Here is a 25,873-nt window from a genome sequence, read left to right as displayed (position 1 = left end):
AATTTTGTTCCATGTCTCAGAAGGAGAAACCATGGCAAGTCAAACAAAAACTTTCAAAAACGCGAAGGTAGCCAATGTCCGTACCATTGCGGTCATTGGTGTGCTGGGTGCGCTTGCGGGCGTTGTAATGATGCTGGAAGTACCGCTGCCGTTTCTGCCGCCGTTTTATAAGCTGGATTTCAGTGAAGTGCCGGTGCTGCTGGGCGGTTTTGCGTTCGGTCCGGCTGTCGCAGCGGCGGTTGAAGCTATCAAAGTGGTTCTGCATATGTTGCTCAGCGGCGGCACGCAAACCGCTGGAGTCGGGGAGGCAGCCAATTTCCTCTTTGGTTGTGCGTTCGTTGTTCCGGCATCAATTATTTACCGCCTGCATAAAACCCGCAAAACTGCGCTTGCCGGCATGGCGGTCGGCGGAGCGGCTATGACGGTAGTCGGTGCCTTGGGAAATGCGTTTGTGCTGCTGCCGGTTTACGCGGTAGCTTTTCATATGCCCATGACGGCATTGATTCAAATGGGCAGCAGTGTTAACAGCAGCATTACAAACTTGACCACTTTTGTTTTGCTTGCAACAACACCGCTCAATTTGATTAAGGCGGTTTCTGTTTCTGTGCTCACATTCCTTTTGTATAAGCATGTCAGCCCGGTGCTGCATGGGCGGGTAAAATAAATTGCGAATGCGGAACTTTGTCTTGATTTTTGACAAATCTCTAATTTTGTTTATTTACATACCTTCAGTTTTTATGCTATACTGCTCACTGTAGAAAAAATCAATAATATCACCCTTATCAAGAGTGACGGAGGGAACAGGCCCGATGATGTCCGGCAACCTACGCAAGTAAGGTGCCAAGTCCTGCGGTGAAGCCGATAGATGAGGTATCGAAAGATAAAGCGCTGTCCGCATTTCATCGGGCCGCGCCTTTTTCACGCTCGGGGCATTTTAAGTAGGAGGAATTTCAATTGGCGAAGCATTTCTTTACTTCTGAATCCGTTACCGAAGGGCATCCTGACAAGGTTTGCGACCAGATTGCTGACGCAATTTTGGACAACATTCTGGAAAAGGACCCGAATGCGCACGTGGCCTGCGAGGTGACTGCCTGCACCGGTGTCGTACATGTGATGGGCGAGATTTCTACAGACTGCTATGTGGATATTCCGGCAGTGGCACGCAGTGTCGTGAAGGAAATTGGATACGATAATCCGGCTTATGGTTTTGACGGCAGCACCTGTGGCGTTTTGACTTCGATTGATGCGCAGTCACCGGATATCGCCATGGGCGTCAACGAATCTTTCGAAGTGAAAAACGGCGCTTCTGATGCGGACGATAAAATCGGCGCCGGCGACCAAGGCATGATGTTTGGTTTTGCCTGTGATGAAACTGAGGAAAAAATGCCGCTTGCGATTTCTTTGGCACACAAACTGGCTAAAAAATTGGCGGCAGTGCGCAAGAACGGCAGTATTCCTTACCTGCGCCCGGATGGGAAAACGCAGGTGACTGTGGAGTATGACGGCGACGCACCGGTGCGTGTGGATGCTGTTGTGCTTTCAACCCAGCATGATGACAACGTTACTTTGGAGCAAATTCGCAAGGATATGGTTGAAAAGGTTATTAAGGCGACCATTCCGGCAAAGTGGCTGGACGGAAACACCAAATATTATGTAAACCCGACCGGCCGCTTTGTGATTGGCGGGCCGGTCGGCGATTCGGGTCTGACCGGTCGGAAAATCATTGTGGATACATACGGCGGATATGGTCGTCACGGCGGTGGTGCATTCTCTGGCAAAGATCCGACCAAGGTAGATCGTTCCGCAGCGTATGCGGCGCGCTGGGTGGCAAAGAACATTGTGGCGGCAGGCCTTGCAAAGAAGTGCGAGGTACAGCTGGCCTACGCCATTGGCGTAGCACATCCGGTGTCCATTATGGTGGATACATTCGGAACGTCCCAGTATTCCAATGACCGTCTTGCTGCTGCGGTTGAGAAGGTCTTTGACCTGCGCCCGGCTGCGATTATCCGCTCCTTGGATTTGCGCAAACCAATTTACCGCAACCTTGCCAGTTACGGGCAGATGGGTCGCGAGGATCTGGGTGTTTCCTGGGAAAAGACAGACCGTGTTGATGAACTGAAAAAGGCGCTTGCATAAAATTTCTTTTCCAGAAGGATTGCAGTGCGCATTCCACACCTCTTTGCATACATTGTAAAGAGGTGATTTTTATGGGCGCGGGTCAAGTAATCATTGTTTTGCTGGCAGTCGTGGGGCTGTGCAGCTTGATGCAGTGGCTGATGCACCTGCTGTACCGCACAGGGGGACAGACGGGCACGCTGGTTCTGGTTTTGCATCTTTCGGAGCATCGGGAAGATGTGGAGTATGTGCTGCGCTGTGCACGCAATCAGCTGCGTGAAGCAGAAGGTTTTTCTAAGAAGCAGCTGGTCGTGGTGGATGACGGTATGGACAGCCAGACCAAACGCCTTTGCACGCTGTTTCTGCACGACAAACCCGGCGCCGTTATCTGCAGTGCGGAAAGATTTGCAAACATGGAAGAAATGCTGTATACTGATAGGAAATAAGACGTACATATGTACGGAATCGGTCCGGAGGGAGTCCAATGGAAAAGCAAACGCTGCTGGAAATGGCAGGAACCGTGGAGCGGATTACTTTTCGAAATGAGAAGAATGGATACACGGTGATGGAACTGAATAATGGGGAGGAACTGGTAACCGTTGTCGGTTCTCTGCCGACAGCGGAGGCGGGGGACGAGCTGCACGTGGTCGGTACTTGGACGGAGCATCCATCGTTCGGGCGGCAATTCAGCGCGCAAATTTATGAGCGGATGCAGCCTGCCACTTCGGAGGCAATTTTGCTGTATCTCTCTTCCGGTTCTCTGAAAGGAATCGGTCGCTCTACAGCAAAGCGGATTGTCGAAACATTTGGGAAACATTCACTGGAAATTTTAGAAAATGATCCGGACAGGCTTTCGCAGGTCAGCGGAATTTCCAAGCGCAAGGCGCAGCAAATTTCTGAGGAGTACCGCAGAAAGCAGGGAATCCGCGAAGTGATTCTCGGCCTAAAAGAGTTTGGTGTGACCCCGGAAGAGGCGGTTCGGGTTTACCGGGTGTTTGGACCGGAGTCGGTAGAGCACGTGCGGCAGGATCCATACTGCCTCTGTGTAGAGGATGTGGATCTGGGGTTTCAGCGGGCTGACGCGATTGCAGAGTCGCTGGAGCGACCGGCGGATGATCCCTGTCGCATCCGGGCGGGGATCCTTTTTATTTTGCAGCACAATGTGAACAATGGGCATACCTATCTGCCTAAGGAGAAACTTTTGACCACATCCGCGGCGCTGCTCAGTGTTGCGCAGCAAATGGTACAGGAAGCGTTTGACGAACTGGAGCGTGAAGGCAGTGTTATCACTTGTCTGGTGCGTGGTTGCACGGCGGTTTATCTGCCGCGGCTGTATCACGCGGAGCTTTTTTCTGCGGCCCGCCTGCAGATGATGATGGACTACCCCAGCCAGCCGATTCCGGGGGCGGAAGTGGCTGTGGATACCTTTGAAGAGTCATTGGGCATTGCGTACGCACCGGAACAAAAGGAAGCCATTCTTGCAGCACTTTCTAACGGTCTGTTGATTTTGACCGGCGGACCGGGTACCGGCAAAACGACGACTTTGGATGCAATTATCCGCATTCTGAAAAAGAAAGGGGAAAAAGTGCTGCTTGCGGCGCCGACTGGACGGGCGGCAAAACGAATGAGCGAGCTGACCGGAGAAGAGGCAAAAACTCTGCATCGGCTGCTGCAGGTGGAGTGGGACGAAACAGACAGCCCAGTTTTCGCCCGCAACGAGCAGAAGCCGCTGGAGTGTGACGCTTTAATCATTGACGAACTTTCTATGGTAGATATTTCTCTGTTTGAGGCGGTGCTGCGCGCGCTGCCAGTGGGCTGCCGCCTGGTGCTGGTGGGAGATTGCGACCAGCTGCCAAGCGTTGGGCCGGGCAACGTGCTGGGGGATTTAATTGCGTCTGAAATGCTTCCGGTGGTACAGCTGCGCCACATTTTTCGGCAAAGTATGCAAAGCTTGATTGTGACCAACGCGCATAGAATTATCGCTGGCGAAATGCCACTGTTGAATGACCCGAAAAATGATTTCTTCTTTATGCACCGTACAGACCCGCAGGAGATTTCCCGAACCATTCAGGAACTTTGCAGCACCCGTTTGCCCGCAACTTATGAATTTTCCCCATTCACGGATATTCAGGTGCTGTCTCCCAGCAGGAAAGGGGAGCTGGGCACGATTCAGCTGAATACGGTTCTGCAGGGGGTGCTGAACCCCCATGCGTCCGGCAGGAAAGAGCTGAAGGTGAATGGACGCTTGTTTCGTGAGGGTGATAAGGTTATGCAGGTAAAAAACAACTATACGCTTAGTTGGGAAAAAGAGGACGGCACGGTGGGCGACGGCGTCTTCAACGGGGACATTGGCATCATTCGGGAAATCGATAAGAGCGCTTCCCTGTTGACGGTGGACATGGACGGCCGATTGGTTACTTATGAGCTGGAAACAGCGGCAGAGCTGGAACTTGCATATGCCATGACGGTACATAAGAGTCAGGGCAGTGAATTTCCGGCGGTAGTCATGCCGATGTATCCCGGCCCCAAACCGCTGTATTACCGCAATTTGTTTTATACGGCGATCACACGCGCAAAGCAGCTGTTGGTTCTGGTGGGTACGCAGCAAACCGTGCGCATGATGGTCGAAAACACCCGCCGTACCCGCCGGTATTCCGGTCTGCGGGAGTTTTTAACCGGCGAGGCGGTTTATCATGAGGAAGCCTGACGGTTCTTTCTGGATGGATCTGGTGTTTCCGCCACGCTGCCCGTTCTGTGGGGAACTGATGAAGCATGGGGAACAAACCTGCAAAAACTGCCGCACGGTGCTGCCGTCTGTTTTTCAGAAAGAGCTTTTCTGTGTGCCGGAAACCGTGGTTCCTTGCTATGCGCCGTATGCGTATGCCGGAAAAGTACGGGATGCGATTCTGCGCTTTAAGTTTGAGCAGGAGCCGTCCGTAGGTGTATTTTTCGGGCGGCAGATGGCAATACTGCTGAAGAGCCTTTCCAATCTGCCGCCCTTAGATGCGGTTGCAGCGGTTCCCATGACGCGCTGGCATCGTATGCGGCGCGGTTACAACCAAAGTGAGCTGCTGGCAAAGACAGCTGCGGCACAGCTAAAGCTGCCTTATCTGCGCTTGCTGCGCAAGGTTAAACACAGCCGGGTGCAGCATTCGCTCCCCGCGCAGGCTCGATTTGGGAACGTACAAGGCGTTTACGCGGCCCGTCCTGCGGCAGTCGGTAGAAAAATCCTGCTTATTGACGACATTGTTACCACCGGTGCAACCTTGACAGCCTGTGCGGAAGAGCTGCTCCATGCGGGCGCTTCAGAAGTTGTCTGCGCTGCCGCGGCACAGGCGCAGTCTGTGACAGATAAGGATTGAAAATGCCTGGGGATTATATTATAATAAACTGTACGGCGAAAAAGAAAGATGGCTTTTCTGCGCGGAATTTGTCCGGGAGAATATGTGCAGTCATTCCGCGCGGCGGCGCATTGGAATTTACAGATTGGATGTGATTATGTGCTCGGTACCGATATTGCAATCGACCTTGGTACATATGCGATCAAAGTCTATGTCGAAGGGAAGGGCATGGTTGTCAACGAACCGTCGGTGGTTGCGGTTCGCGCAGATACAGAAGAGGTGCTGGCAGTCGGCAGCGAGGCGTTTGCCATGCTGGGACGCACCGGCGACAAAATTAAGGTGATTCACCCGCTGGTCATGGGGGTGATTTCCAACTTTGAATTGGCACGCTATATGGTCAATTATTATATTCAGCGTTTGGGTGGAAGCAAGATCATGCATACGCACGTGATGCCGCGCGCGGTGGTCAGCCTGCCGTGTCAGATTACCGGGGTAGAGCGGCGCGCTATTGTCAACTCAGTCAGCCGTGCGCGGGTGCGCCGCGTATATTCCATCGATGAACCGGTGGCGGCGGCCATGGGCGCCGGTGTGGATGTTGCCAATCCGCACGGCTCGCTGATTATTGATGTGGGTGCCGGTGCAACCGACATGGGCGTCATTTCCCTGGGTGGCCTGTCTATCGCGCGTTCCATTAAAGTGGCAGGCTTTGCGTTTGACCAGGCGATTATTCGATATGTGCGCAGTAAATATGACTTGATTATCGGTGACCGAATGGCGGAAAGCTGCAAAATCGCCGTCGGCGGCGTGATGCAGCGTCCCGAACCGATTATCTGCCGCATTAAGGGGCGTGACGCGAACACAGGGCTGCCGGCGTGGATTGACGTTACAAGTGAGGAACTGGTAGCGCCGCTACTGGATCCTGCGGCGGAAATTTCGCATATCCTACAGGAAATGCTGGAAAAAACACCGCCGGAGCTTCTGGGCGATATTTATGTGGACGGTATCGTGATGACTGGCGGTTCTGCAAAGCTCTTCGGTCTTAGTGATTACCTTTCCGACAAAGTGAAAATGCCGGTGCATATCGCGGAAGATGCGGATATCTGCGTGGCCTTGGGTGCAGGGAAAGCCATTTCCTTTATGGACGACGCGGAGAACAAAGAATATGGCGTGATTAACCCGTTGAGCGCTGTGTATTGATTTTTTCTCTGACCATGAAAAAGCTGCCGAGTGTGTGTTGTATAGCACATTCGGCAGCTTTTTGTGTTCAATTAGTCAAAGATTATTTTGCGCGGGCTTTATACCGACCGACAATCAGGTTTGCGCATTGGTAGATGTTTCCGCCGCCCATGGTCAGGATTAGGTCGCCGGACTTCGCGCGTTCCATCACATAGTCTGCAATTTCTTCAAAAGTTTTGCGGTAAACGGCGCCGGGCACCTTTTTCACTAAATCCTCCGCGTAAACGTTGTAGGTGTTGGTTTCACGCACAGCGAGGATTTCCGAAACAACGGCATGGTCGGGAATCGTCAGCGCCTTTGCAAAGTCATCCAGCAGCAGCGCGGTGCGGCTGTAGGTGTGCGGCTGGAAGATGGTCCAAACCTCCCGAAAGCCCATCTGCATGGCGGCAGTCAGCGTGGCGGTCAGTTCTGTGGGGTGATGTGCAAAGTCGTCTGCAATGGTAATGCCCTCATATTTGCCAAGCATTTCAAAGCGGCGGTGCACACCAGTAAAAGCGTGCAGGCTCTTTTTTAGCTGCTCAGTGGGTACACCGAAGTAGTCGCAAACGGCAAACGCGGCAAGCGCGTTGTAGATATTGTGCTTGCCCGGAATGGAAAGCGTCACATTGCAGAGGATTTTTCCGTCTTTCATCACGTCAAAGTTTTCGCGGGCTTCTTTGGTGTCTGAAATGTTCACTGCGCGGTAGTTGCAGTCTTTGCCCTGACCAAATGTGATGATTTTTGCGTGCTCCAGCCCTGCCACAGCTTTCTGTGTGTTCGCGTCATCTCCATTTACCACCAAAACTCCGGAAGTTTGGGTCGCAAACTGACGGAAGGAGCGGATAATATTATCCAGATTTTTAAAGTAATCCAAATGGTCGGCGTCAATGTTCAGAATGACCGCGAGGTAGGGGTGCAGGTGCAGAAACGTGTCTACGTATTCGCAGGCTTCCACAACAATTTTATCCGAAGAGCCGGCACGTCCGTTGGTACCGATGCGGGGCAGCTTTCCGCCAATGACAGCAGAAGGGTCTGCACCGGCGTCCAACAGGACAGAGGTAATCAGGCCGGTTGTCGTGGTTTTGCCGTGCGTTCCGGATACACAGATGCTTTTGGGATAGCGGCTAGTAACCATGCCCAGCATAACGCTGCGTTCCACACAGGGAATGCCAAGCTCCTTGGCAGCAACCAGTTCCGGATTATCCGCTTTGATTGCCGCAGAGTAAACGACCAGTTCCCGTCCCTGTACATTTTCGGCGCACTGCCCCATAAAAATCGGAATCCCGTAAGAACGCATACGCTGCAGCGTGTCGGATTCTGCATTGTCAGAACCGGAAACCTCGTACCCACGGTGAATCAGAATTTCCGCAATCGGGCACATTCCACTGCCGCCAATCCCCACAAAATGTATTTTTTTCACGCGGGATAAAATATCGTTCATATCGAACAACTCCTTAATTAAAAACGCAAAAACAGCGTCGCTTATTTTTAGCTAACTGTACCTATCATAATCATTTTTTTCTCTGAATGCAAGCCATACCGGCAAAAAGACGGTAATTCCTTTTTTTCGCGGGCACAACCTTTCCGTGTCTTCCATAGTATGGTACATGAAATTTGGAGGTAATCAGCTATGCTTATCAATCGGAACAGCTTTGGCATCATAGGTGGGGATCGCCGACAGCTGGCTTTGGCGGAGTCGATTGCCGGAGACGGCTTTTTGGTGTATGCCTGCGGGTTTGAGAAAGCAGAATTTGGAGAAGCGGTGCAGAAAGCGGATTTGAAAAAAACAGCGGCTGCCTGTGCGACGATTCTGCTGCCTCTACCGATAACTGCGGATGGGGTTTCCCTGAAAGCGGAATATGCGGAGCATCCGATTTTACTAAATGAAAGTTTTGCAGAATTGCTGCAGAATCACCGCGTCTATGCAGGAATGCCGGAAAGAGCCGTGCGGGTGTGCCCTGCGCTGGCACAAGTCGGGATGCAGGATTACAGTGCGCGCGAAGATTTTGCCTTGCGGAACGCCGCTGTTACAGCAGAAGGGGCCATTGAATGTGCCATGCGGGAGTTTCCGGGTACCATCTGCGGCAGCAGGTGCCTGATTGCCGGTTTCGGGCGCATCGGCAGCCAACTCGCGCCGCGTCTGCGCGCGCTGGGTGCGGCAGTTTCTGTAACGGTGCGCAGAGCAGAAAGTGCGGCTGCTGTTGAAGCCGCAGGATGCCGCGCGGTTCCCCTTGTCAAGCTGGGGGACGGTGGGGAGTATGATTTCCTTTTTAATACAGTTCCCGATGTTTTGTTTACGCAGAAGGTTTTATCAGTTTATCCGCGTGGCACCTTGCTGATTGACCTGTCTTCCGCACCCGGCGGTGTGGATATGGAGGCGGCGAAAAAGCTGGGTATCCGCGCAATTCATGCATTTTCGCTGCCTGCAAAGGTTGCGCCGCGCACAGCAGGGGAAATTATCAAGCAGACAGTTTATCACATGATGAGGGAGTGACGGAAATGAATAAAACAACTTTGGGGTTTGCAATGTGCGGCTCCTTTTGTACATTTGACCGAGCCATTCAGCAGATGCGTGCCCTGCGGGAGATGGGGTACGAAATCTTGCCGGTTATCAGTGAAACGGCTGCGTCTACGGACACACGCTTTGGCAGGGCAGCGGACTTTCTGTGGGAGATTGAAGATATTGCAGACCGCCCCGCAATCCGCACGATTGTCGGCGCGGAACCCATCGGGCCTAAGAAAATGGTTGATTTAATGATTGTGGCGCCCTGTACAGGCAATACGCTTGCGAAACTCGCACACGGTATTACGGACACCTGCGTGACGATGGCGGTGAAATCAAATTTGCGGGCGCAAAGACCGGTGCTGCTGCATATTGCCACAAACGATGCGCTTGCGGCATCCGCACAGAATCTGGGGAGACTTCTAAATGTGAAAAACATTTATTTTACCCCGATGAGGCAGGATGACTCGGTGCAGAAACCGACTTCCTTGGTAGCAGACTTTTCTCTGCTGCCTAGCGCTGTGGAAGCCGCGCTGCAGGGCAGACAGTTGCAGCCACTTTTGCTGGCGCCGCAGGGCAGAGACTGACGGTACCTCACAGACATAAAAAACCCGCATGAATGCCTGCGTACTCCATTCATGCGGGTTTTTGTAGTAGTATAAAAAAGACGAACCGAAAAATGAACGGTTCATCTTTTTACAATTTGGTGGACCCGAACGGGATCGAACCGTCGACCTCCGCGTTGCGAACGCGGCGCTCTCCCAGCTGAGCTACGAGCCCATAGCGACTAATTTCCTGCTGCACTTCTAAAATACAACTCAGATGCAACGTGGACTATTATCGCATAAACGGTGTATTTTGTCAAGACTTTTTTCTGAAAAATCAGAAAAAAGGAGAAAGAACGATTAAAATAGGAATCGTTCGACTGCCTTCGCCAGCCCATCTTCATCGCAGGAGGCAGTTTCGTATCGTGCGTGTCGTTTCACGTTTATATCAGCGTTTCCCATCGCAACGCTGATACCCGCCCAGTCCAGCATGGTCAGGTCATTCAGACCGTCACCTACCGCCATCACCGCATCCTGCGGAATATGCAGATGCGCCGCGAGCGCCTGAAGCCCGCCGCCCTTTGTTGCAGTCACATTGGTTACTTCGATGGCGTTGGGGATGGAGTTGGTCACAGCCAGATCAGGCTGTGCACAGAGCACGTCCCAGCACGTTTTGTGCTCGGTAGTGTTCAAGAAAATCGAGAAGATTTTTTCCGGCTGCAGCTGCTTTTGTCGAATCAGATCCGGCAGACTTTTTACCGGAATGCGGGACGCCAGAAATGTTTTGATATGCAGGGCATCCACACCGAATCGCAGCGGTGCCTGATAACGGTCGATGGTTGTGTAGGCTTTGCCGGCTATGTAAACATCGGTCACCGCACTTTCCCAGCGGCTGATTTCCGCGAGGGCGCGCAAAGCCTGACTGGGCTGCATCAGGTCGCAATGCAGAATTTTTTCTTCCTGCCGGTCGAAGACAACGGCGCCATTGCTGCACAGGTAATAGCGGATGCCGTGAACTGCTTCCAACTCAGGCGGCAGACCGGAAAACTGTCTTCCAGTGGCGGGCACCACCAGAATGCCTGCGTCCGCCGCACGCTGCAGCGCGTTGCGTGTGGCTGGCGAAAGGGTGTTCTTTCTATTTAATGTGGTTCCGTCCATATCAATGGCAAGCAGTTGTATGTTCATGAGGACTCCTCCCGGTACGAATCTTTTTTGTGCGGCAGAACAAAGTTTTTAGGATTTCGTATGTTCCTCTGGCTGTGCTGCATAAGTATTACAGAACTCGTGCATACAGCATTGGGCGCATTTAGGGCTGCGTGCGGTGCAGACGGCCCTGCCGTGCAGAACCAATCGGTGGCAAAAAGCGCTGCCTTCCTCCAGAGGAAGAATGTTTCGCAGTTGCAGTTCCACTTTCCGCGGGTCCTTTCCTTCGGAAAGTCCCAGTCTGCCGCAGATACGGATACAGTGCGTATCCGTTACAACGGCGGGTTTGTGGTAGATGTCACCGACAATCAGATTGGCGGTTTTGCGGCCCACGCCGGGCAATTTTGTCAATTCTTCGATGCTGTCCGGCACAATGCCATCAAACGTTTCCTTGAGCATACGGCACATGGCGCAGATGTCGCGCGCTTTGGTTTTGTACAGGCCGCAGGAGTGAATGTAGGTACCGACTTCCTCCGGTGTGGCTTGGCAGAACGCTTCCAGTGTGGGGAAGCGTGCAAACAGTGCGGGTGTCACCAGATTGACTCGGGCATCCGTGCATTGTGCGGAAAGCCGTGTGGCAATCAACAGCTGCAGCGGGTCTGTGTAGGTCAGGGAGCAGGCTGCGTCCGGATATTCCTTTTTCAGTGCGTCCACCGCCAGCAGGGCCTGCGCTTGTTTTGTCATGGAGGTCATCCGCCTTTCAAGAAAGAGAATACTTGTATTTTATCGCAAAAGCGGAAAATAGTAAAGGAAAGGCAGACTTTTGCAGGAATCCGACGTACGCCATGCATTTCTTGCGGTACAGTGTTGTATTTTCAAACGTGAAACGGTATAATGAAAAAAACTGACAGCAAGGAGAATGCGGAAATGTACAAGGATATGATGGACACAATCGGATTTGTCAGCCAGGCAGACCCGGAGGTCGGCAGCGCCATGCAGGAGGAACTTGCCCGTCAGCGCCGGAATCTGGAACTCATTGCTTCTGAAAATATTGTTTCCCCAGCTGTGATGGCGGCCATGGGCAGTGTACTGACCAATAAGTATGCCGAGGGTTATCCGGGCAAACGGTATTACGGCGGCTGTCAGTATGTGGATGTGGTTGAGGAGCTTGCCCGTCAGCGCGCCTGCAAGCTTTTCGGCGCAGAGCACGCCAATGTGCAGCCGCACTCCGGTGCACAGGCAAACACGGCAGTTTACTTTGCACTGCTCAAGCCCGGTGATACCGTGATGGGTATGAACCTTGCAGAGGGTGGACATCTGACGCACGGTTCACCAGTCAATATTTCCGGCACTTATTTTCACTTTGTACCTTACGGGGTTGACCCTGCAACCGGACGCATTGATTATGACCAGCTTATTGCGCAGGCGAAGCATGTGAAGCCGAAGATGATTGTCGGCGGTGCCAGTGCGTATCCGCGTACCATTGACTTTCAGAAGTTCCGCGAGGCGGCAGATGCCTGCGGCGCGCTGCTAATGATCGACATGGCGCACATCGCCGGTCTGGTCGCGGCGGGGCTGCATCCCAATCCGGTACCGTATGCGGATATCGTGACGACCACCACACACAAAACGCTGCGCGGCCCGCGCGGCGGTATGATCCTGTGTAAAGAGCAGTATGCTAAGGCAATTGATAAGGCAATTTTTCCCGGAACGCAGGGCGGCCCGTTGATGCACGTGATTGCAGGCAAGGCTGTCTGCCTGGGCGAAGCACTGAAACCGGAGTTTCAAGTGTATGCAAAAAAGATTATTGAAAATGCGCAGGCATTGGCAAAGGGACTGCTTGACCGCGGCGTGAAGCTGGTTTCGGGCGGCACCGATAACCACCTGATGCTGGTTGATTTGACCGGCATGGAACTGACCGGAAAGGATTTGGAAACACGTCTGGACAGCATCCGAATTACCGCAAACAAGAACACCGTACCCGGCGAGCAGCGCAGCCCGTTCAAAACTTCCGGTGTGCGTCTGGGCACACCGGCGGTCACGACACGCGGTTTGCAACCGGCGGATATGGATGTGATTGCGTCCTGTATCGCGGACAGCATCCGCGACTTTGCAGGTACCAAAGAAGCCTCACTTGCCAAAGTGGAAGCGCTGTGCGCGCAGTATCCGCTGTACGAATAAGCAGGAAAGGGAGAGTCCCCATGAAAAGGAGTACGACTTTTTTTCTGTGTACCACCATGCTGCTGCTCGGTGCGGTTTTTGGCTTCTTAATGGCTCCCGCAAAAGAAGGCATTTGCATCGGCTCTAATAATTCCAATAATGGGAATCATCATGCGGTGGAGAAGAAACCTTAAGCAGTGCAGACGGAAGGAGGAATTTCATGGCAGCACCACTGGCAGACCGAATCCGCCCGAACACGCTTGACGAGATTGTCGGGCAACAGCATCTGTTGGGTGAAGGTCGGCCACTGCGTCGTATTATCGAAAGCGGTGAAATTCCCAATCTGGTGTTTTACGGCCCTTCCGGAGTCGGCAAAACCACCTTGGCATCCATCATTGCAAAGCGCACCAAAAAACATCTGTGCAAATTGAACGGCACTTCTGCTTCTACAGCGGACATCCGTGAAATTATCGGAAAAGTGGGAACTTTGGAGGCAGTCAATGGCATTCTGCTGTATCTGGATGAAATTCAGTACTTCAATAAAAAGCAGCAGCAAACACTGCTGGAGTTTATTGAGAACGGCGATATTACGTTGATTGCTTCCACGACAGAAAATCCGTATTTTTATGTGTACAATGCGATTCTCAGCCGTTCAACCGTTTTTGAATTCAAAGCAGTTGAGTCCAAAGAAATCGTCCCAGCTGTGGAGCGCGCTTTCCAGATCCTTGCTGAGGAGCAGGGGGCACCCGTGCAGGCACAGCCTGCAGCCGTGCGGCGGATTGCCTTTGGATGCGGTGGGGACGTGCGCAAAGCCATGAACGCGGCAGAACTTTGCGTGCTGGCTGCGCCGAAGGTAAACGGCGTGCTTTCGGTGTCGGAGCAACTTGCCTCAGAACTGACACAGAGCAGTGCGCCGCGCTATGACCGCGAGGGTGACGAGCATTATGATTTGGTTTCTGCTTACCAGAAGTCAATGCGCGGTTCTGACCCGGATGCGGCGCTGCATTATTTGGCACGTCTGTTGGCTGCCGGCGATCTGCCGTCCGCTTGCCGTCGGCTGATGGTTTGTGCCTGCGAAGATGTGGGACTTGCGTATCCGCAGATTATCCCGATTGTCAAGGCGGCGGTGGATGCCGCTCAGATGGTTGGTCTGCCAGAGGCGCGCATTCCGCTTGCGGATGCAGTGATTTTGGTTTGTCAGGCACCGAAAAGCAATACCGGAGAAGCCGCTATTGATGCGGCGCTGGCGGACGTACAGGCAGGAAAAGTCGGTGCCGTACCGCGCCAACTGCAGAATAAACACTACGATGGGGCGGACGCGGTGCGCAAAGGACAGTTTTACAAATATCCGCACAGCTTCCCGAACCATTGGGTTGCACAGCAGTACCTGCCGGATCTTTTGCAGGGGACAGTGTACTACACGCCCGGAGACAACAAAAATGAGCAGTCCTTTGCTGCTTACTGGAATTACATCAAAGGCAAGTAAGAGCGTTTCGGAAAAGTCCGGCGAATGGGAGGTGCAGTATGAAGAACGAAGTGCTTTACAGCTTCACGTACGGGATGTATGCGGTCGGTGTTACAGATGGCAAGCAGCCCTCCGCGTGCATTGTCAATACTGTTACACAGGCGGCAGGCCAGCCGAATATGCTTACAGTGAGCATAAACCGGAAGAATTACAGTTATGCGTGTATTCACCGCACCGGTTTGTTTACCGTCAGTGTGCTTAGCGAAGATACGTCCGGCGCGGTGATTGGTGCGCTTGGCTTTCAATCCGGGCGTGCAGGGAATAAATTGGAGAATATCCGTTACAAAATGCTGCAGGAGGGTGTTCCGGTCATTAAGGAAAACAGCTGCTGTTGGTTCTTGTGCAAAGTGGTAGATAAAATGGAGACGCCGACACATACTGTATTTTTAGCCGAGATTTTAGCTGGAAGTGACCGCATGGTCGGCAAACCCATGACGTATGCGTACTACCATCAAGTCATTAAAGGGAGCGCGCCGAAAAACGCACCCACTTATCAGAAGCCGACGCCGGACTTGGCAGGCAACGACGGCGAAAGTTTTATCTGCCGCATCTGCCGGTATGTGTATGAAGATCAGATTGTGCCGTTTGAAGAACTTCCGGATGACTGGGTCTGTCCGGTCTGCGGGGCGCCGAAGTCGGCGTTTCAGCGGCAGCTCCGCGCAAAATAATGTGTTTGCAAAAGCTGGGTGTGTGTTTTTGCGCATCCGGCTTTTTTGGTGTTTCAGGTTGTCTGGCGGAATTTTGACAGAGCAGGGTGCCTTATGGTTTCTGTGCGGTGTACTTTTTTAAAGAGGCAGAGGAGTTTTTCTATGCGGAAATTGGCAGTGTATTTAAAAAAATATCGGATATTTATGATTCTGGGTCCGGTATTTAAACTGATTGAGGCTGTTTTTGAACTAATTGTGCCGCTGGTAGTAGCGGATATGATTGACAACGGCGTACGTAAACGCAATTTGCCGTATGTCTATCACCAGGGTACGGTGTTGCTGATTTTGGCAGTGGTTGGGTTGTGCAGCGCTTTGGTGTGCCAGCGCATGGCTTCTTACGCTTCTCAGGGATTCGGAACCTCACTGCGCAGTGCGATGTACGAACAAATCAATCGTTTTTCGCACAAAGAAATTGATGCGTTCGGCACACCCTCTTTGATTACCCGCATTACCAATGATGTTAATCAGCTGCAGGTGGCAGTGGCCATGTTGGTGCGATTGGTGATTCGTGCGCCGTTTCTCGCAATTGGTTCTGTGGTGATGGCAATTTCGATTGACTGGAAGCTGGGATTGATTTTTCTGGTCGCGACACCGCTGATCGGCTTGACGCTGTACCTGATTATGAGCCGCAGTGTGCCGTATTTTCGCGTGATGCAGAAAAAGCTGGATCAAATTTCCTTGGTTTCGCGGGAAGGACTTTCCGGTGTGCGTGTGATTCGTGCGTTTGCACGCGAAAAAACGGAAGAACAGCGGTTTGATGCGGCGGCTGATGAGCAAGCGGACATCGCGGTGCGCGTCGGTAAGCTTTCTGCCTTGCTAAATCCGGCCACATACTTGATTATGAATTTTTCGGTTGCGGCCATTCTTTGGTTTGGCGGCACGCAGGTCAACACCGGTAGCCTGACGCAGGGGCAGGTGATGGCGTTTGTCAATTATATGAGTCAGACGCTGCTGGCTCTGATGGTGGTGGCAAATCTAGTTGTCGTCTTCACAAAAGCTTCCGCTTCTGCTACCCGTGTCACAGAAGTGCTGGAAACCGTGCCTGCAATTCAGGAGAAGCAGGACAAGCCTGTGCGGCCGGTACCGGATTCGCCAAAGGCAGAGTTCCGCGAGGTTTCTTTTTCGTATGACGGCAGTGAGAAATATGCGCTGGAAAATGTCAGTTTGCGTATTGAAAGGGGGCAGACCATCGGTGTTATCGGCGGCACTGGATGTGGGAAAAGCACTCTGGTTAGTTTGATTCCGCGTTTGTATGAAGCCACAAAAGGGCAAGTCCTGGTGGACGGTGTTCCTGTGCAGGATTATCCTTTCGCACAACTGCGGCGTTTGGTTGGTGTAGTGCCGCAGGAGGCGCGCCTGTTTTCCGGCACCATCCGCAGCAATCTGTGCTGGCGGAAAGCGGACGCTTCCGAAGCAGAGTTACAGAAAGCCCTGCGGGTTTCGCAGGCAGCGGAGTTTGTCAGCTGTTTGCCGCAGGGATTGGACAGCCCAGTGGAAGCCGGCGGCAAAAACTTTTCCGGCGGCCAGCGCCAGCGGCTGACCATTGCACGCGCTTTAGTTGGGGAGCCGCAGATTTTGATTCTGGATGATTCCGCCAGCGCGCTGGATTTTGCAACGGATGCAGCCCTGCGGCGGGCCATCCGGGAAGAAACCCGCGAGCTGACGGTGATATTGGTTTCTCAGCGTGCCAATACGATTCGGTCGGCAGACCGAATTGTTGTACTGGATGAGGGGTGCGTGGCCGGAACCGGCACCCATGCTGAGCTGATGCAGACCTGTGCAGTATATCGGGAAATCTGTCTGAGTCAGATGAGCAGAGAGGAGGCGGGCCTATCATGAAAAAACCGATTTTGAAACGGCTGATTCGGTATATGAAGCCGTATCTGCCAATTTTAACGGGCGCTTTTGTTTCAGCTGTTATCAATGTACTGCTGACACTGTATGGCCCGATTCTGGTAGGGCACGCCATTGACCAGATTCTCGGTGCGGGAAAAGTGGATTTTGAGGCGCTACTGCCCATTCTGGTACAGCTGCTGCTGACAGTGGTCGGCAGTGCGCTGTTTCAGTGGGTGCAGGCGTACTGTACCAATAAATCTGCATACGAAACGGTGCGGGATCTGCGCATTCAGACGTATCGGAAAATCAACACGCTGCCGCTGTCGTATATAGATGCCCATTCGCATGGCGATATCATCAGCCGCCTTGTAAATGATGTGGATCAGGTCAGTGACGGTTTGCTGCAGGGAACCACGCAGTTCTTTACCGGAATTGTTACTATCCTTGGTACATTGCTGTTTATGCTTTCCATTAGTCCTGCGATTGCTCTGGCAGTTGTGCTGATTACGCCGCTTTCCATCTTTGTGGCAGCCATGATTGCACGGCTGTGTCACAAACAGTTTATCAGACAGCAGGCGGCACAGGGAGAACTGACCGGCTTTGTGGAGGAACACATCAGCGGACAGAAAATCGTTAAAACCTTTGCGTTCGAAAAGCGTGCGCAGGAAACCTTTGAAGCAATCAACGGCAGGTTGTACGAATCCGGCGTAAAGGCGCAGTTTTATTCCTCCCTCTCTAATCCGAGTACGCGGTTTGTCAACAATCTGGTTTATGCGGCAGTGGCGATTCTTGGCTCTGTTTGTGTGATTACCGGTATGCCGGCGGCGCTCACGGTAGGGCAGGTGCAGAGTTTTTTGGCTTATGCCAATCAATATACGAAGCCGTTCAATGATGTTACAGCGGTGATTACGCAAATCCAGACGGCATTTGCTTCGGCACGCCGCTTGTTTGACTTTTTGGATGAGGCAGAGGAAACGTCAGACTCTCCGGCTGCAGCGGTGCTGCATGGCGCAGCGGGGCAGGTGGATGTAAACAACCTTGGCTTTTCTTACAGCAAAGAAAGCCGCTTGATTGAAAATCTCAGCTTTCACGCAGAACCCGGTTCGCACATTGCCATTGTCGGGCCGACCGGCTGCGGGAAAACGACAATCATCAATTTGCTGATGCGCTTTTACGATGCTGACCGCGGCACAATCCTGATAGATGGGAAGGACGTACGCACGGTAACGCGCGCCAGTCTGCGCGGCGTTTTCGGCATGGTTCTGCAGGACAGCTGGCTGTTTTCCGGCACCGTGCGGGAAAACATTGCTTATGGTAGGCCAAATGCTTCTTTGGAGCAGGTCACTGCCGCAGCAAAGGCTGCGCATGTGCACAGCTTTATCATGCGTTTGCCGCAGGGCTATGACACGGTGATTCGGGAGGACGGCAGCAACTTTTCACAGGGGCAGCGGCAGCTTTTGTGCATTGCACGCGTGATGCTGGTGGATCCGCCAATTTTCATTTTAGACGAGGCAACCAGTTCCATTGACACCCGCACGGAAGTGCACATCCAGCACGCTTTTGACCGAATGATTCAGGGGCGCACCAGTTTCATTGTGGCACACCGGCTTTCCACCATTCAAAATGCAGACTGCATTCTTGTGATGAATCAAGGCCACATTGTGGAACAGGGAACACACACAGAGCTTCTGCGCAAAAACGGCTTTTATGCCAAGCTGTACAAAAGCCAGTTTGCAGGCGCGCAGATTTAAGCAAAGCAGAAACTTGTTCCGAAAATTGGTATTGCTTTTTAGTTGCGCTTTCTGAAAATTAGTCGTGCCCGAGCCTTGTAAGGGCAATTCCGATAGAGTATAATAAGAACGTACGGATTCGGAAAACTCATCAGGAGGGATATCATGAACAGCACTGAAAAAACAGCACTGAAAGTTACCGCATGCAAAGTCCGCATGGGCGTGATTGAAGGTGTTTATCACGCAAAATCCGGTCATCCCGGCGGCTCGCTTTCTGCTGCCGATATTTTCACTTACCTGTACTTTAAGGAAATGCGGATTGACCCGAAGAATGCAAAAAATCCTGACCGCGACCGCTTTGTCTTGAGCAAAGGTCACACCTGCCCCGGTCTTTACGCTGCGCTGGCTGAGCGTGGGTACTTTCCGAAAGAGGAGCTGAAGTCTCTGCGCCATATTGGCGCAATGCTGCAGGGGCACCCAGACATGAAGCACACGCCCGGCATTGATATGAGCTCCGGCTCGCTCGGGCAGGGCATTTCCGCCGCGTGCGGTATGGCGTTGGCCGGAAAATTGGACAAAAAGGCATATCGTGTTTACACGCTGCTCGGTGACGGCGAACTGGAAGAGGGTCAGGTGTGGGAGGCTTCCATGTTTGCGGGGCACCACAACCTGGACAATCTGTGCGTACTGGTGGATTCCAATGGCCTGCAGATTGACGGTCCTGTGGCAGAAGTTGGCGGACCGGCTCCAATTGACAAAAAGTTTGAGGCGTTCGGCTTTGATGTGCAGACCATTGACGGTCATGATTTTGATGCGATGGAAAAAGCTTTCGCACATGCACGTGGGGTGCAGGGCAAACCCTCCTGCATTATTTTGCAGACAGTGAAAGGCAAGGGCGTGTCCTACATGGAAAATGCGGTCGGCTGGCATGGCAAGGCACCGAACGACGAGGAGTACCGGCAGGCTATGACAGAACTGAAGGCATCACTCGCTGGATTGGAGGCATAAAGAATGGCTGAGATGGTTAAAAAAGCAACGCGTGAATCGTTTGGCATGGCAGTCACGGCGGCTGCCAAGGAAAATCCGAACATTGTTGTGCTGGATGCAGACCTTGCGGCTGCAACAAAAACCGCAATATTTAAGAAAGAATTTCCGGAACGCTTTATTGATGTCGGTATTGCTGAGTGTAACATGATTGGCATTGCAGCCGGTTTGGCAACCTGCGGAAAAATTCCGTTTGCTGCAAGTTTCGCCATGTTCAGCGCGGGTCGCGCATTTGAACAGGTTCGCAATTCGGTTGGGTATCCGCACCTCAATGTAAAAATCGTTGGTTCCCATGCGGGCATTTCTGTCGGGGAAGACGGTGCAACCCATCAGTGCCTGGAAGATATTGCTTTGATGCGCACCATTCCGGGCATGGTTGTGCTGAACCCCTCTGACCATTATGAGATGATGGCGGCGGTTAAGGCAGCTGCGGCTTACGCGGGGCCCTGTTATATTCGCTTGGGGCGTTTGGCGGTAGAAAGCTTCAATAACAACGATGACTTCCACTTTGAAATTGGCAAGGGGCTTACGCTGCGTGAAGGCAGTGACATCACGATTGCAGCGACCGGACTCATGGTTAGCGAGGCACTGAAAGCAGCAGATGCGCTGAAAGCAGAGGGAATCGCTGCCCGTGTGCTGGACATTCATACAATCAAACCGCTTGATCGTGAGCTGATTGTCAAGGCAGCCAAAGAAACGGGGAAGATTGTTACCGTTGAGGAACACAACATCATCGGCGGTCTCGGTGAGGCAGTTTGCAGCACGCTGTGCGAGGAGTATCCGGCACCGGTTGTTCGGATGGGCACGCACGACTGCTTCGGGCACTCCGGCCCGGCGGTGGATTTGCTCAAAGAGTTCGGACTTTGTGCAGAGGGCATTATAAAGACTGTCAAGCAGACTTTGGACAAGTAAAAAGTTCTGACTTTATTTTTAAACACCAGCTGTCAAACGGATGCGTTTGCGGCTGGTGATTTTTTATAAAAGAATTGAATAAATGTGCGTAATAGCGTAAGAAGATGAGCGAATTATTTCGTTAAAAAGTGAACAAGGATATATAAGAATTGCATAAAATAGGACTGCATTGAGATGCGAAAAAAGTGGTTATGCAGTAATTCTTCGTGCTTAAAATCAGAAAAATAGATGAATCCTATTATCAAGTGCATAAAAAATAATGGAAAACAACAGTTCTGCAAAGAATGCTTGACAATGCGAAAAAAAGAAGTAAGATACTATCTATGACTTTTGAATATGCGAAAGCGGTGTGAACTTTCTGCAGGAAGCAAAAGATTGGTTTTTGTAAAAGGATATTTGTTAAGGGAGCATCTATATGCGTGCAAAATTAAGATCTGTCCTACTTGGAAAAGCAATTAAAAGCGCGGAGAGTGAAAGTCAAAAGTATTCCGCTTTCTGGGGTTTGCCAATTCTGTCCAGTGATGCGGTTTCCTCGGTGGCCTATGCCGGCGAAGAAGTGCTTCTTGTCTTGATTCCGGTTCTCGGTGCGGCATCTTACAAACCGCTGCTTGGCGTGGCTGCTGCGATTGTTGCTCTGCTGACCATTCTGGTTTTTTCGTATCGGCAGACGATTGACTGCTACCCGCAGGGGGGCGGCTCTTACAGTGTTGCCAGCGATAATTTAGGCAGACTGCCGGGCTTGGTGGCAGCCGCTTCTTTATCCATTGACTATGTTTTGACAGTTGCGGTTAGTGTCAGCGCGGGTACTGCGGCGGTGACATCGGCTGTTCCGGGACTGCTGCCGTTTAAAGTTTACATTGCACTGCTTTTAGTGGCTTTTCTGACGTTGGGAAATCTGCGCGGTCTGCGCGAGTCTTCCATTCTGTTTGGTGTGCCGACCTACCTGTTCATTGTCAGCGTGATCGTCATGATTTTGGCCGGGCTGGTCAAAGTGCTGATTTTTCATGATGTGCCGGCACAGACAGCCGCAATGCTACCCCGTGAGACAGGCGGTCTTTCTGTTTTACTGCTTTTGAAAGCCTTTGCTTCCGGCTGCACGGCACTGACCGGTGTGGAAGCGGTCAGTAACGGGGTTCCGAATTTTAAGAATCCTGCCCAAAAGAATGCTAAAAAAGTCTTGCTGCTGCTTGCTTTGTTGGTGCTGACAGTTTTTGTGGGAATCTGTACTTTGATTGCTCTTTATCAGGTGGTGCCGGGCAGCAGCGAAACGGTGGTTTCCAAACTTGCGACCAATGTGTTCGGGACCGGCAGCGTGATGTACTACGTGATTCAGGCAACGACCACCTTGATTCTGGTGATGGCTGCCAACACTTCGTTTTCCGGGTTGCCACAACTGCTTTCTATTTTGGCGCGTGACAGTTATGTGGCAAGAAGCTTTGCAGATCGTGGCCTGCGCTTGAATTATTCAAACGGCATTTTGCTGCTATCGGTTCTTTCTGCGGGTTTGGTTGTGATTTTTCAGGGCGACACGCACCACTTGCTGCCGCTGTATGCGGTGGGCGTTTTCCTTTCTTTTACACTTTCCCAAACAGGCATGGTTCTTCATTGGCGGAAAGTACGCGGTGAGCGTTGGAAACACAAAGCGGTGATTAACGGCATCGGCGCGGTGACCACTGCGGTTACCTGTGTCATCATTGCAGCTACAAAGTTTATCAATGGGGCTTGGATCGTTTTAATCTGCATTCCGGTGCTGGTTTTGCTGATGCTCGCCATACGTAAGCATTACGATCATGTTCGGGCTAATCTGGCAGTGACACAGGACGCAGGGGCACTGGTTTTATCCCATTCCGTAAAAGCTAAAATTCTTCTTCCCATTCAGTCCGTCAACAAATCCTTTATTAAGGCGCTCAATTATGCACTGTCGCTGGATGGTGATCTGGAGATTTATCACGTCAGCACGGATGCATCAGTCACCGAAAAACTGTTGAATCAATACGCGACTCTAGGCTTAAAAGAAAAAATTGTTGTGGAAGAGGCGCCCTACCGCAATGTGAATGAACTGCTGATTCATCACGTGGATGCCATGGAGAAAAAACTTGGCGCGCATGAAATGCTGACCGTAGTTCTGCCACAGTTCATTATTCCGAAATGGTGGCACAATATTTTACACAATCAGACGTCAATACGGCTGCGTGCGTCCTTACTGCATCGGCGTAACGTGGTAGTTGTTTCGATTCCGTATATAATTAATGAATAAAAGAAATCACGCTTGCAAAGCAGGCAGAATCCCGATACAATAAATCAAAGTGCTTTTTGTGTGGGGATTTGTTTTCACCTGTTCCTTTTCCCCAATCCGTTCGCGCCCTGCGGGGCACAAAATGAATTGTATGATGGAGGAAACGCTGTGACTTTTGAATTGCTCATGGATATTGTTCTGCATTTGGACAAGTACCTGAATGTGCTAATCAGCCAGTACAATGTGCTTGCGTACGTCGTTTTGTTTGTTGCCATTTTTATTGAAACGGGATTGGTGGTCACGCCGTTTCTGCCCGGTGACTCCCTGATTTTTGCAACCGGCGCGATTGCGGCGGTCGGCAGTGCCATTTCCGCGCCGCTGATGCTTTTGCTTTTTTACGTGGCAGCCATCGGCGGGGATACCATGAATTATCACATTGGGCATATGCTGCGGGAAAGGATTCATCGAAAGGAGCATATCCCGCTCATTAAGATGGAGTATATTGACAAGACACACGCTTTCTTTGAGCGTCACGGTGGGAAAGCTATTACGATTGCTCGGTTCGTTCCCATTATCCGCACATTTGCACCATTTGTAGCGGGTGTGGGGGAGATGACTTACCGGCATTTTCTTCGATACAATTTTATCGGCGGATTCCTGTGGGTATCGCTGATGTTTGGCATTGGCTTTTTCTTTGGCAATATCAGCTTTGTGAAAACGCATTTCAGCCTCATTGTGATTGCAATCATTTTCATCTCTGTGCTTCCTGCCGCAGTTGCATTTCTTCACAGCAAGGCGCACGCTTCCGCAAAGGATGAAGCAGATGCATAAAATTGGATAATCCGAAAAAAGTAGTTTCTTCGATGAAGAAGCTATTTTTTAGGCTTTAATCACAATGTATTGTGTAAAAAATCCTCGATTTTACAAAGAAAAGATTGACAGCTAAAGAACAATTAGATACAATGTAACCATACAAACACAAAAATGTAGAGGATATGTATCATAATGTGGAAGAGAATTAAAAAGAAGTAGCTTTTATGCTGATTATCAGCGTAATGGCAATAGTAACAGCAATGCCTATTCATGCCGCCACAGCAGACAAAACAAAATTGCAAAATCAACGTACGAATGTAACACAAATTTCGCAGATACAGCGTGACTTACCTAGTAATACTCCTAATGTGAATATTACTGAATTCGTAACGACGTTTAGTAACGGTACCATTAGTAAAGATACTGTTATTGAAACAACAGTTCAAAATACGGATTTCTTGGCAACATCACTGCTTAGCGGTTATACTACAAAAAAGTTTATGAAATCGTACGTGATGTTCAAACAGATCAGGGCTTAACATGGGCAGGACAGGTTCGAGTACAGGGGACATTTTACATTAACAAGGCTGCAAAGAAAGTTTATTGCAGTACCACATATGGAACCGATGTTACAAAACATGCCGGATTTTACCGCTCGGATTTTAATGATTATGCTAAGGGTTTAATTAGCAACCCACAACCGGAAGCATTTGCTGGAATAAGCTATAGGTTTTATCAAAATAAAACTGGTATGTGTGAGTCTTCTGGATGGGTTGAAGTTGGTTGCAATTACAATGGGCAGAAACTTTTGAAGTTTAGTTTTATGGGTTGAGCCATAAATATAACGCGCCTTAATGATTACGTTTGGGAGGAGTAAACATGAAAAAGAAGAGCGGAAAACAGACTTACATTATGGCATCTATAATTCTAACTGCAATAGTGCTTGGGATGGCTGGATGTGCAGGAGCACAGACCAACAGTCAGACATCGCAAATAACTTCCGCAGCCTCTGACAAGGCAGGTTCCGGTGAAACAACGTCTGCCGTTGCGGCGGGGATGCACAACCTCGCAAAAATCAAATTTCAATGGATGCTTTGGACACCCCGTGAGGGAGAGGCGGAAACCGGTGGCACCCATGTAACGCATATGATTTTGCAGAAAAATGCATCCTCTAAGGAATTGGTGTTGGATCTGCCTTGGCAGGTGCATGAGGTGGCAAGCAAGCTGAAGGATTGCACGCTGACCTATCAGCGCAAACAGCAGAAAACATCGAATGCGCCGGTGCTGCGCTTTACGGATGACACATTGGGAAATGTCGGTGAAGCCGCGCGGCAGGACGCTGCTTGGTATAGCTGGGAACAGCATGATTTTTCAAGCAAAGGCATCAGAAAAGACGACAGTGCTTATGCTTTGTGGCCGCTGGGCGTGTATGACTCGCCAAAAGCGGATCAAGTGATTGCCGAGGAATACGATAGGCTCCTTTCCGCACCAAAGGCGGATGCTTATTCTCCGAAAGAAACTACTTTTGGAAAAATTTTTGGCACATCTGACTGGCAGGTTGAAAAAATCATGCTGCAAAAGTGCAAACGCAACGCTGAAATCAATGCGGATGAGGATGACGGTACTCACACATTGACCGATTCTGCAGAAATCGCGGCACTTTTGTCGAAGCTTCAGTCATGCAAGTTGGAAAGGAAAGAGGCTAGCGACAGCGAAAATACATATGGGCTGTACTTTTTCATCAAAGGGAAAGCAGGCAGTTACTGCTGGGAAGATAATCAATGGACCACTTCACTTGGCTTTGAGCCAAAGCAGGGAATGCCCATTGGGCCTTATGTATCCTCATCGGCAGAGCGGGTGATTGATAGTTATACGTCTTGACGATGGGTAGGATACATAAGAAACAGGCACCGAGGTCTGCAGAACAATTGCAGACTTCGGTGCCTGTTTCATGAGCTGCAATCAAAACAGAAGTTTGCTTCTTCCTCTTTTGCAGCGCTTTTGCAAATAAATTAGGGCGTTGACACAGGGGAACAGGCATAGCGCAA

The 25,873-nt window shown here is 51.1% G+C and carries 23 protein-coding genes, 1 tRNA gene and 1 riboswitch; of the genes, 20 read left to right on the top strand and 4 right to left on the bottom strand.

Annotated features, from left to right (window positions below; all coding sequences use genetic code 11):
- The first annotated feature begins 31 nt into the window (after nt 1-31).
- The 6 genes from PXC00_RS08090 (at nt 32) to mreB (ending at nt 6,653) form a co-directional block, all read left to right on the top strand.
- On the top strand, nt 32-664 hold the full coding sequence (locus PXC00_RS08090; protein ID WP_275844010.1) for an ECF transporter S component: 633 nt from the start codon (nt 32-34) through the stop codon (nt 662-664).
- Between the two features lie 112 nt (nt 665-776).
- Nucleotides 777-872, top strand: a riboswitch (SAM riboswitch).
- Nucleotides 873-954: 82 nt separating this feature from the next.
- Nucleotides 955-2,136, top strand: a complete 1,182-nt coding sequence (metK, locus tag PXC00_RS08085) for a methionine adenosyltransferase (protein WP_275844011.1) — start codon at nt 955-957, stop codon at nt 2,134-2,136.
- Nucleotides 2,137-2,207: 71 nt separating this feature from the next.
- The gene (locus PXC00_RS08080) at nt 2,208-2,561 is read left to right on the top strand and encodes a hypothetical protein (protein ID WP_275844012.1); all 354 of its coding nucleotides are present in this window, start codon (nt 2,208-2,210) and stop codon (nt 2,559-2,561) included.
- A 38-nt stretch (nt 2,562-2,599) separates the two neighbouring features.
- Entirely contained in the window at nt 2,600-4,822 is a 2,223-nt protein-coding gene (gene recD2, locus PXC00_RS08075; RefSeq protein WP_275844013.1) for an SF1B family DNA helicase RecD2, read from the top strand.
- The gene (locus PXC00_RS08070) at nt 4,809-5,477 is read left to right on the top strand and encodes a ComF family protein (RefSeq protein ID WP_275844014.1); all 669 of its coding nucleotides are present in this window, start codon (nt 4,809-4,811) and stop codon (nt 5,475-5,477) included. The genes recD2 and PXC00_RS08070 overlap by 14 nt, the downstream gene beginning before the upstream one ends.
- An 84-nt stretch (nt 5,478-5,561) precedes the next feature.
- Nucleotides 5,562-6,653, top strand: coding sequence for a rod shape-determining protein (mreB, locus tag PXC00_RS08065; protein ID WP_316934910.1), 1,092 nt, complete (start codon nt 5,562-5,564; stop codon nt 6,651-6,653).
- Nucleotides 6,654-6,735: 82 nt separating this feature from the next.
- Here the strand turns inward: mreB and murC are convergent, their stop codons facing one another.
- The gene (gene murC / locus PXC00_RS08060) at nt 6,736-8,112 is read right to left on the bottom strand and encodes a UDP-N-acetylmuramate--L-alanine ligase (protein WP_275844016.1); all 1,377 of its coding nucleotides are present in this window, start codon (nt 8,110-8,112) and stop codon (nt 6,736-6,738) included.
- A 189-nt stretch (nt 8,113-8,301) separates the two neighbouring features.
- Between murC and PXC00_RS08055 the strand changes: the two genes are divergently transcribed.
- Both PXC00_RS08055 and PXC00_RS08050 read left to right on the top strand, forming a co-directional pair.
- Entirely contained in the window at nt 8,302-9,165 is an 864-nt protein-coding gene (locus PXC00_RS08055) for a dipicolinate synthase subunit DpsA (RefSeq protein ID WP_275844017.1), read from the top strand.
- A gap of 5 nt (nt 9,166-9,170) precedes the next feature.
- On the top strand, nt 9,171-9,761 hold the full coding sequence (locus PXC00_RS08050) for a dipicolinate synthase subunit B (protein ID WP_275844018.1): 591 nt from the start codon (nt 9,171-9,173) through the stop codon (nt 9,759-9,761).
- Nucleotides 9,762-9,878: 117 nt separating this feature from the next.
- On the opposite strand, the gene PXC00_RS08045 is transcribed toward PXC00_RS08050, so the two are convergent.
- From PXC00_RS08045 to nth, 3 genes are all read right to left on the bottom strand, one after another.
- Nucleotides 9,879-9,954 (bottom strand) — tRNA-Ala (locus tag PXC00_RS08045).
- Nucleotides 9,955-10,079: 125 nt separating this feature from the next.
- Entirely contained in the window at nt 10,080-10,904 is an 825-nt protein-coding gene (locus tag PXC00_RS08040) for a Cof-type HAD-IIB family hydrolase (RefSeq protein ID WP_275844019.1), read from the bottom strand.
- Nucleotides 10,905-10,952: 48 nt separating this feature from the next.
- Entirely contained in the window at nt 10,953-11,606 is a 654-nt protein-coding gene (nth, locus tag PXC00_RS08035; RefSeq protein ID WP_275844020.1) for an endonuclease III, read from the bottom strand.
- A gap of 183 nt (nt 11,607-11,789) precedes the next feature.
- On the opposite strand from nth, the gene PXC00_RS08030 reads away from it, so the two are divergent.
- The 12 genes from PXC00_RS08030 (at nt 11,790) to PXC00_RS07975 (ending at nt 25,706) form a co-directional block, all read left to right on the top strand.
- The gene (locus PXC00_RS08030; RefSeq protein WP_275844021.1) at nt 11,790-13,043 is read left to right on the top strand and encodes a serine hydroxymethyltransferase; all 1,254 of its coding nucleotides are present in this window, start codon (nt 11,790-11,792) and stop codon (nt 13,041-13,043) included.
- A 20-nt stretch (nt 13,044-13,063) separates the two neighbouring features.
- Complete coding sequence (locus PXC00_RS08025; RefSeq protein ID WP_275844022.1) at nt 13,064-13,216, top strand: hypothetical protein; 153 nt, start codon at nt 13,064-13,066, stop codon at nt 13,214-13,216.
- Nucleotides 13,217-13,242: 26 nt separating this feature from the next.
- On the top strand, nt 13,243-14,508 hold the full coding sequence (locus tag PXC00_RS08020; protein ID WP_275844023.1) for a replication-associated recombination protein A: 1,266 nt from the start codon (nt 13,243-13,245) through the stop codon (nt 14,506-14,508).
- A gap of 38 nt (nt 14,509-14,546) precedes the next feature.
- On the top strand, nt 14,547-15,215 hold the full coding sequence (locus tag PXC00_RS08015) for a flavin reductase (RefSeq protein ID WP_275844024.1): 669 nt from the start codon (nt 14,547-14,549) through the stop codon (nt 15,213-15,215).
- A gap of 141 nt (nt 15,216-15,356) precedes the next feature.
- Complete coding sequence (locus PXC00_RS08010) at nt 15,357-17,093, top strand: ABC transporter ATP-binding protein (protein WP_275844025.1); 1,737 nt, start codon at nt 15,357-15,359, stop codon at nt 17,091-17,093.
- Nucleotides 17,090-18,841, top strand: coding sequence for an ABC transporter ATP-binding protein (locus PXC00_RS08005; protein WP_275844026.1), 1,752 nt, complete (start codon nt 17,090-17,092; stop codon nt 18,839-18,841). Before PXC00_RS08010 ends, PXC00_RS08005 begins: the two co-directional genes overlap by 4 nt.
- 144 nt (nt 18,842-18,985) lie before the next feature.
- Complete coding sequence (locus PXC00_RS08000; RefSeq protein ID WP_275844027.1) at nt 18,986-19,828, top strand: transketolase; 843 nt, start codon at nt 18,986-18,988, stop codon at nt 19,826-19,828.
- 3 nt (nt 19,829-19,831) lie between these two features.
- Nucleotides 19,832-20,776, top strand: coding sequence for a transketolase family protein (locus PXC00_RS07995; protein ID WP_275844028.1), 945 nt, complete (start codon nt 19,832-19,834; stop codon nt 20,774-20,776).
- Nucleotides 20,777-21,191: 415 nt separating this feature from the next.
- Complete coding sequence (locus PXC00_RS07990; protein WP_275844029.1) at nt 21,192-23,033, top strand: APC family permease; 1,842 nt, start codon at nt 21,192-21,194, stop codon at nt 23,031-23,033.
- 165 nt (nt 23,034-23,198) lie between these two features.
- Entirely contained in the window at nt 23,199-23,843 is a 645-nt protein-coding gene (locus tag PXC00_RS07985) for a VTT domain-containing protein (protein WP_275844067.1), read from the top strand.
- A gap of 206 nt (nt 23,844-24,049) precedes the next feature.
- A complete protein-coding gene (locus PXC00_RS07980) occupies nt 24,050-24,364 on the top strand; it encodes a hypothetical protein (RefSeq protein ID WP_275844030.1) in 315 nt (104 codons plus the stop codon).
- A 340-nt stretch (nt 24,365-24,704) separates the two neighbouring features.
- Nucleotides 24,705-25,706 (top strand): hypothetical protein, encoded by a 1,002-nt coding sequence (locus PXC00_RS07975; RefSeq protein WP_275844031.1) that lies wholly within the window; start codon nt 24,705-24,707, stop codon nt 25,704-25,706.
- The last annotated feature ends 167 nt before the right edge of the window (nt 25,707-25,873 follow it).

The sequence above is a fragment of the Caproicibacterium argilliputei genome (genome assembly GCF_029211325.2).
GTDB lineage: Bacteria > Bacillota > Clostridia > Oscillospirales > Acutalibacteraceae > Caproicibacterium > Caproicibacterium argilliputei.
The sequence above is the reverse complement of the archived record's forward strand: the minus strand, read 5'-3'. Positions and strand labels throughout refer to the sequence as shown.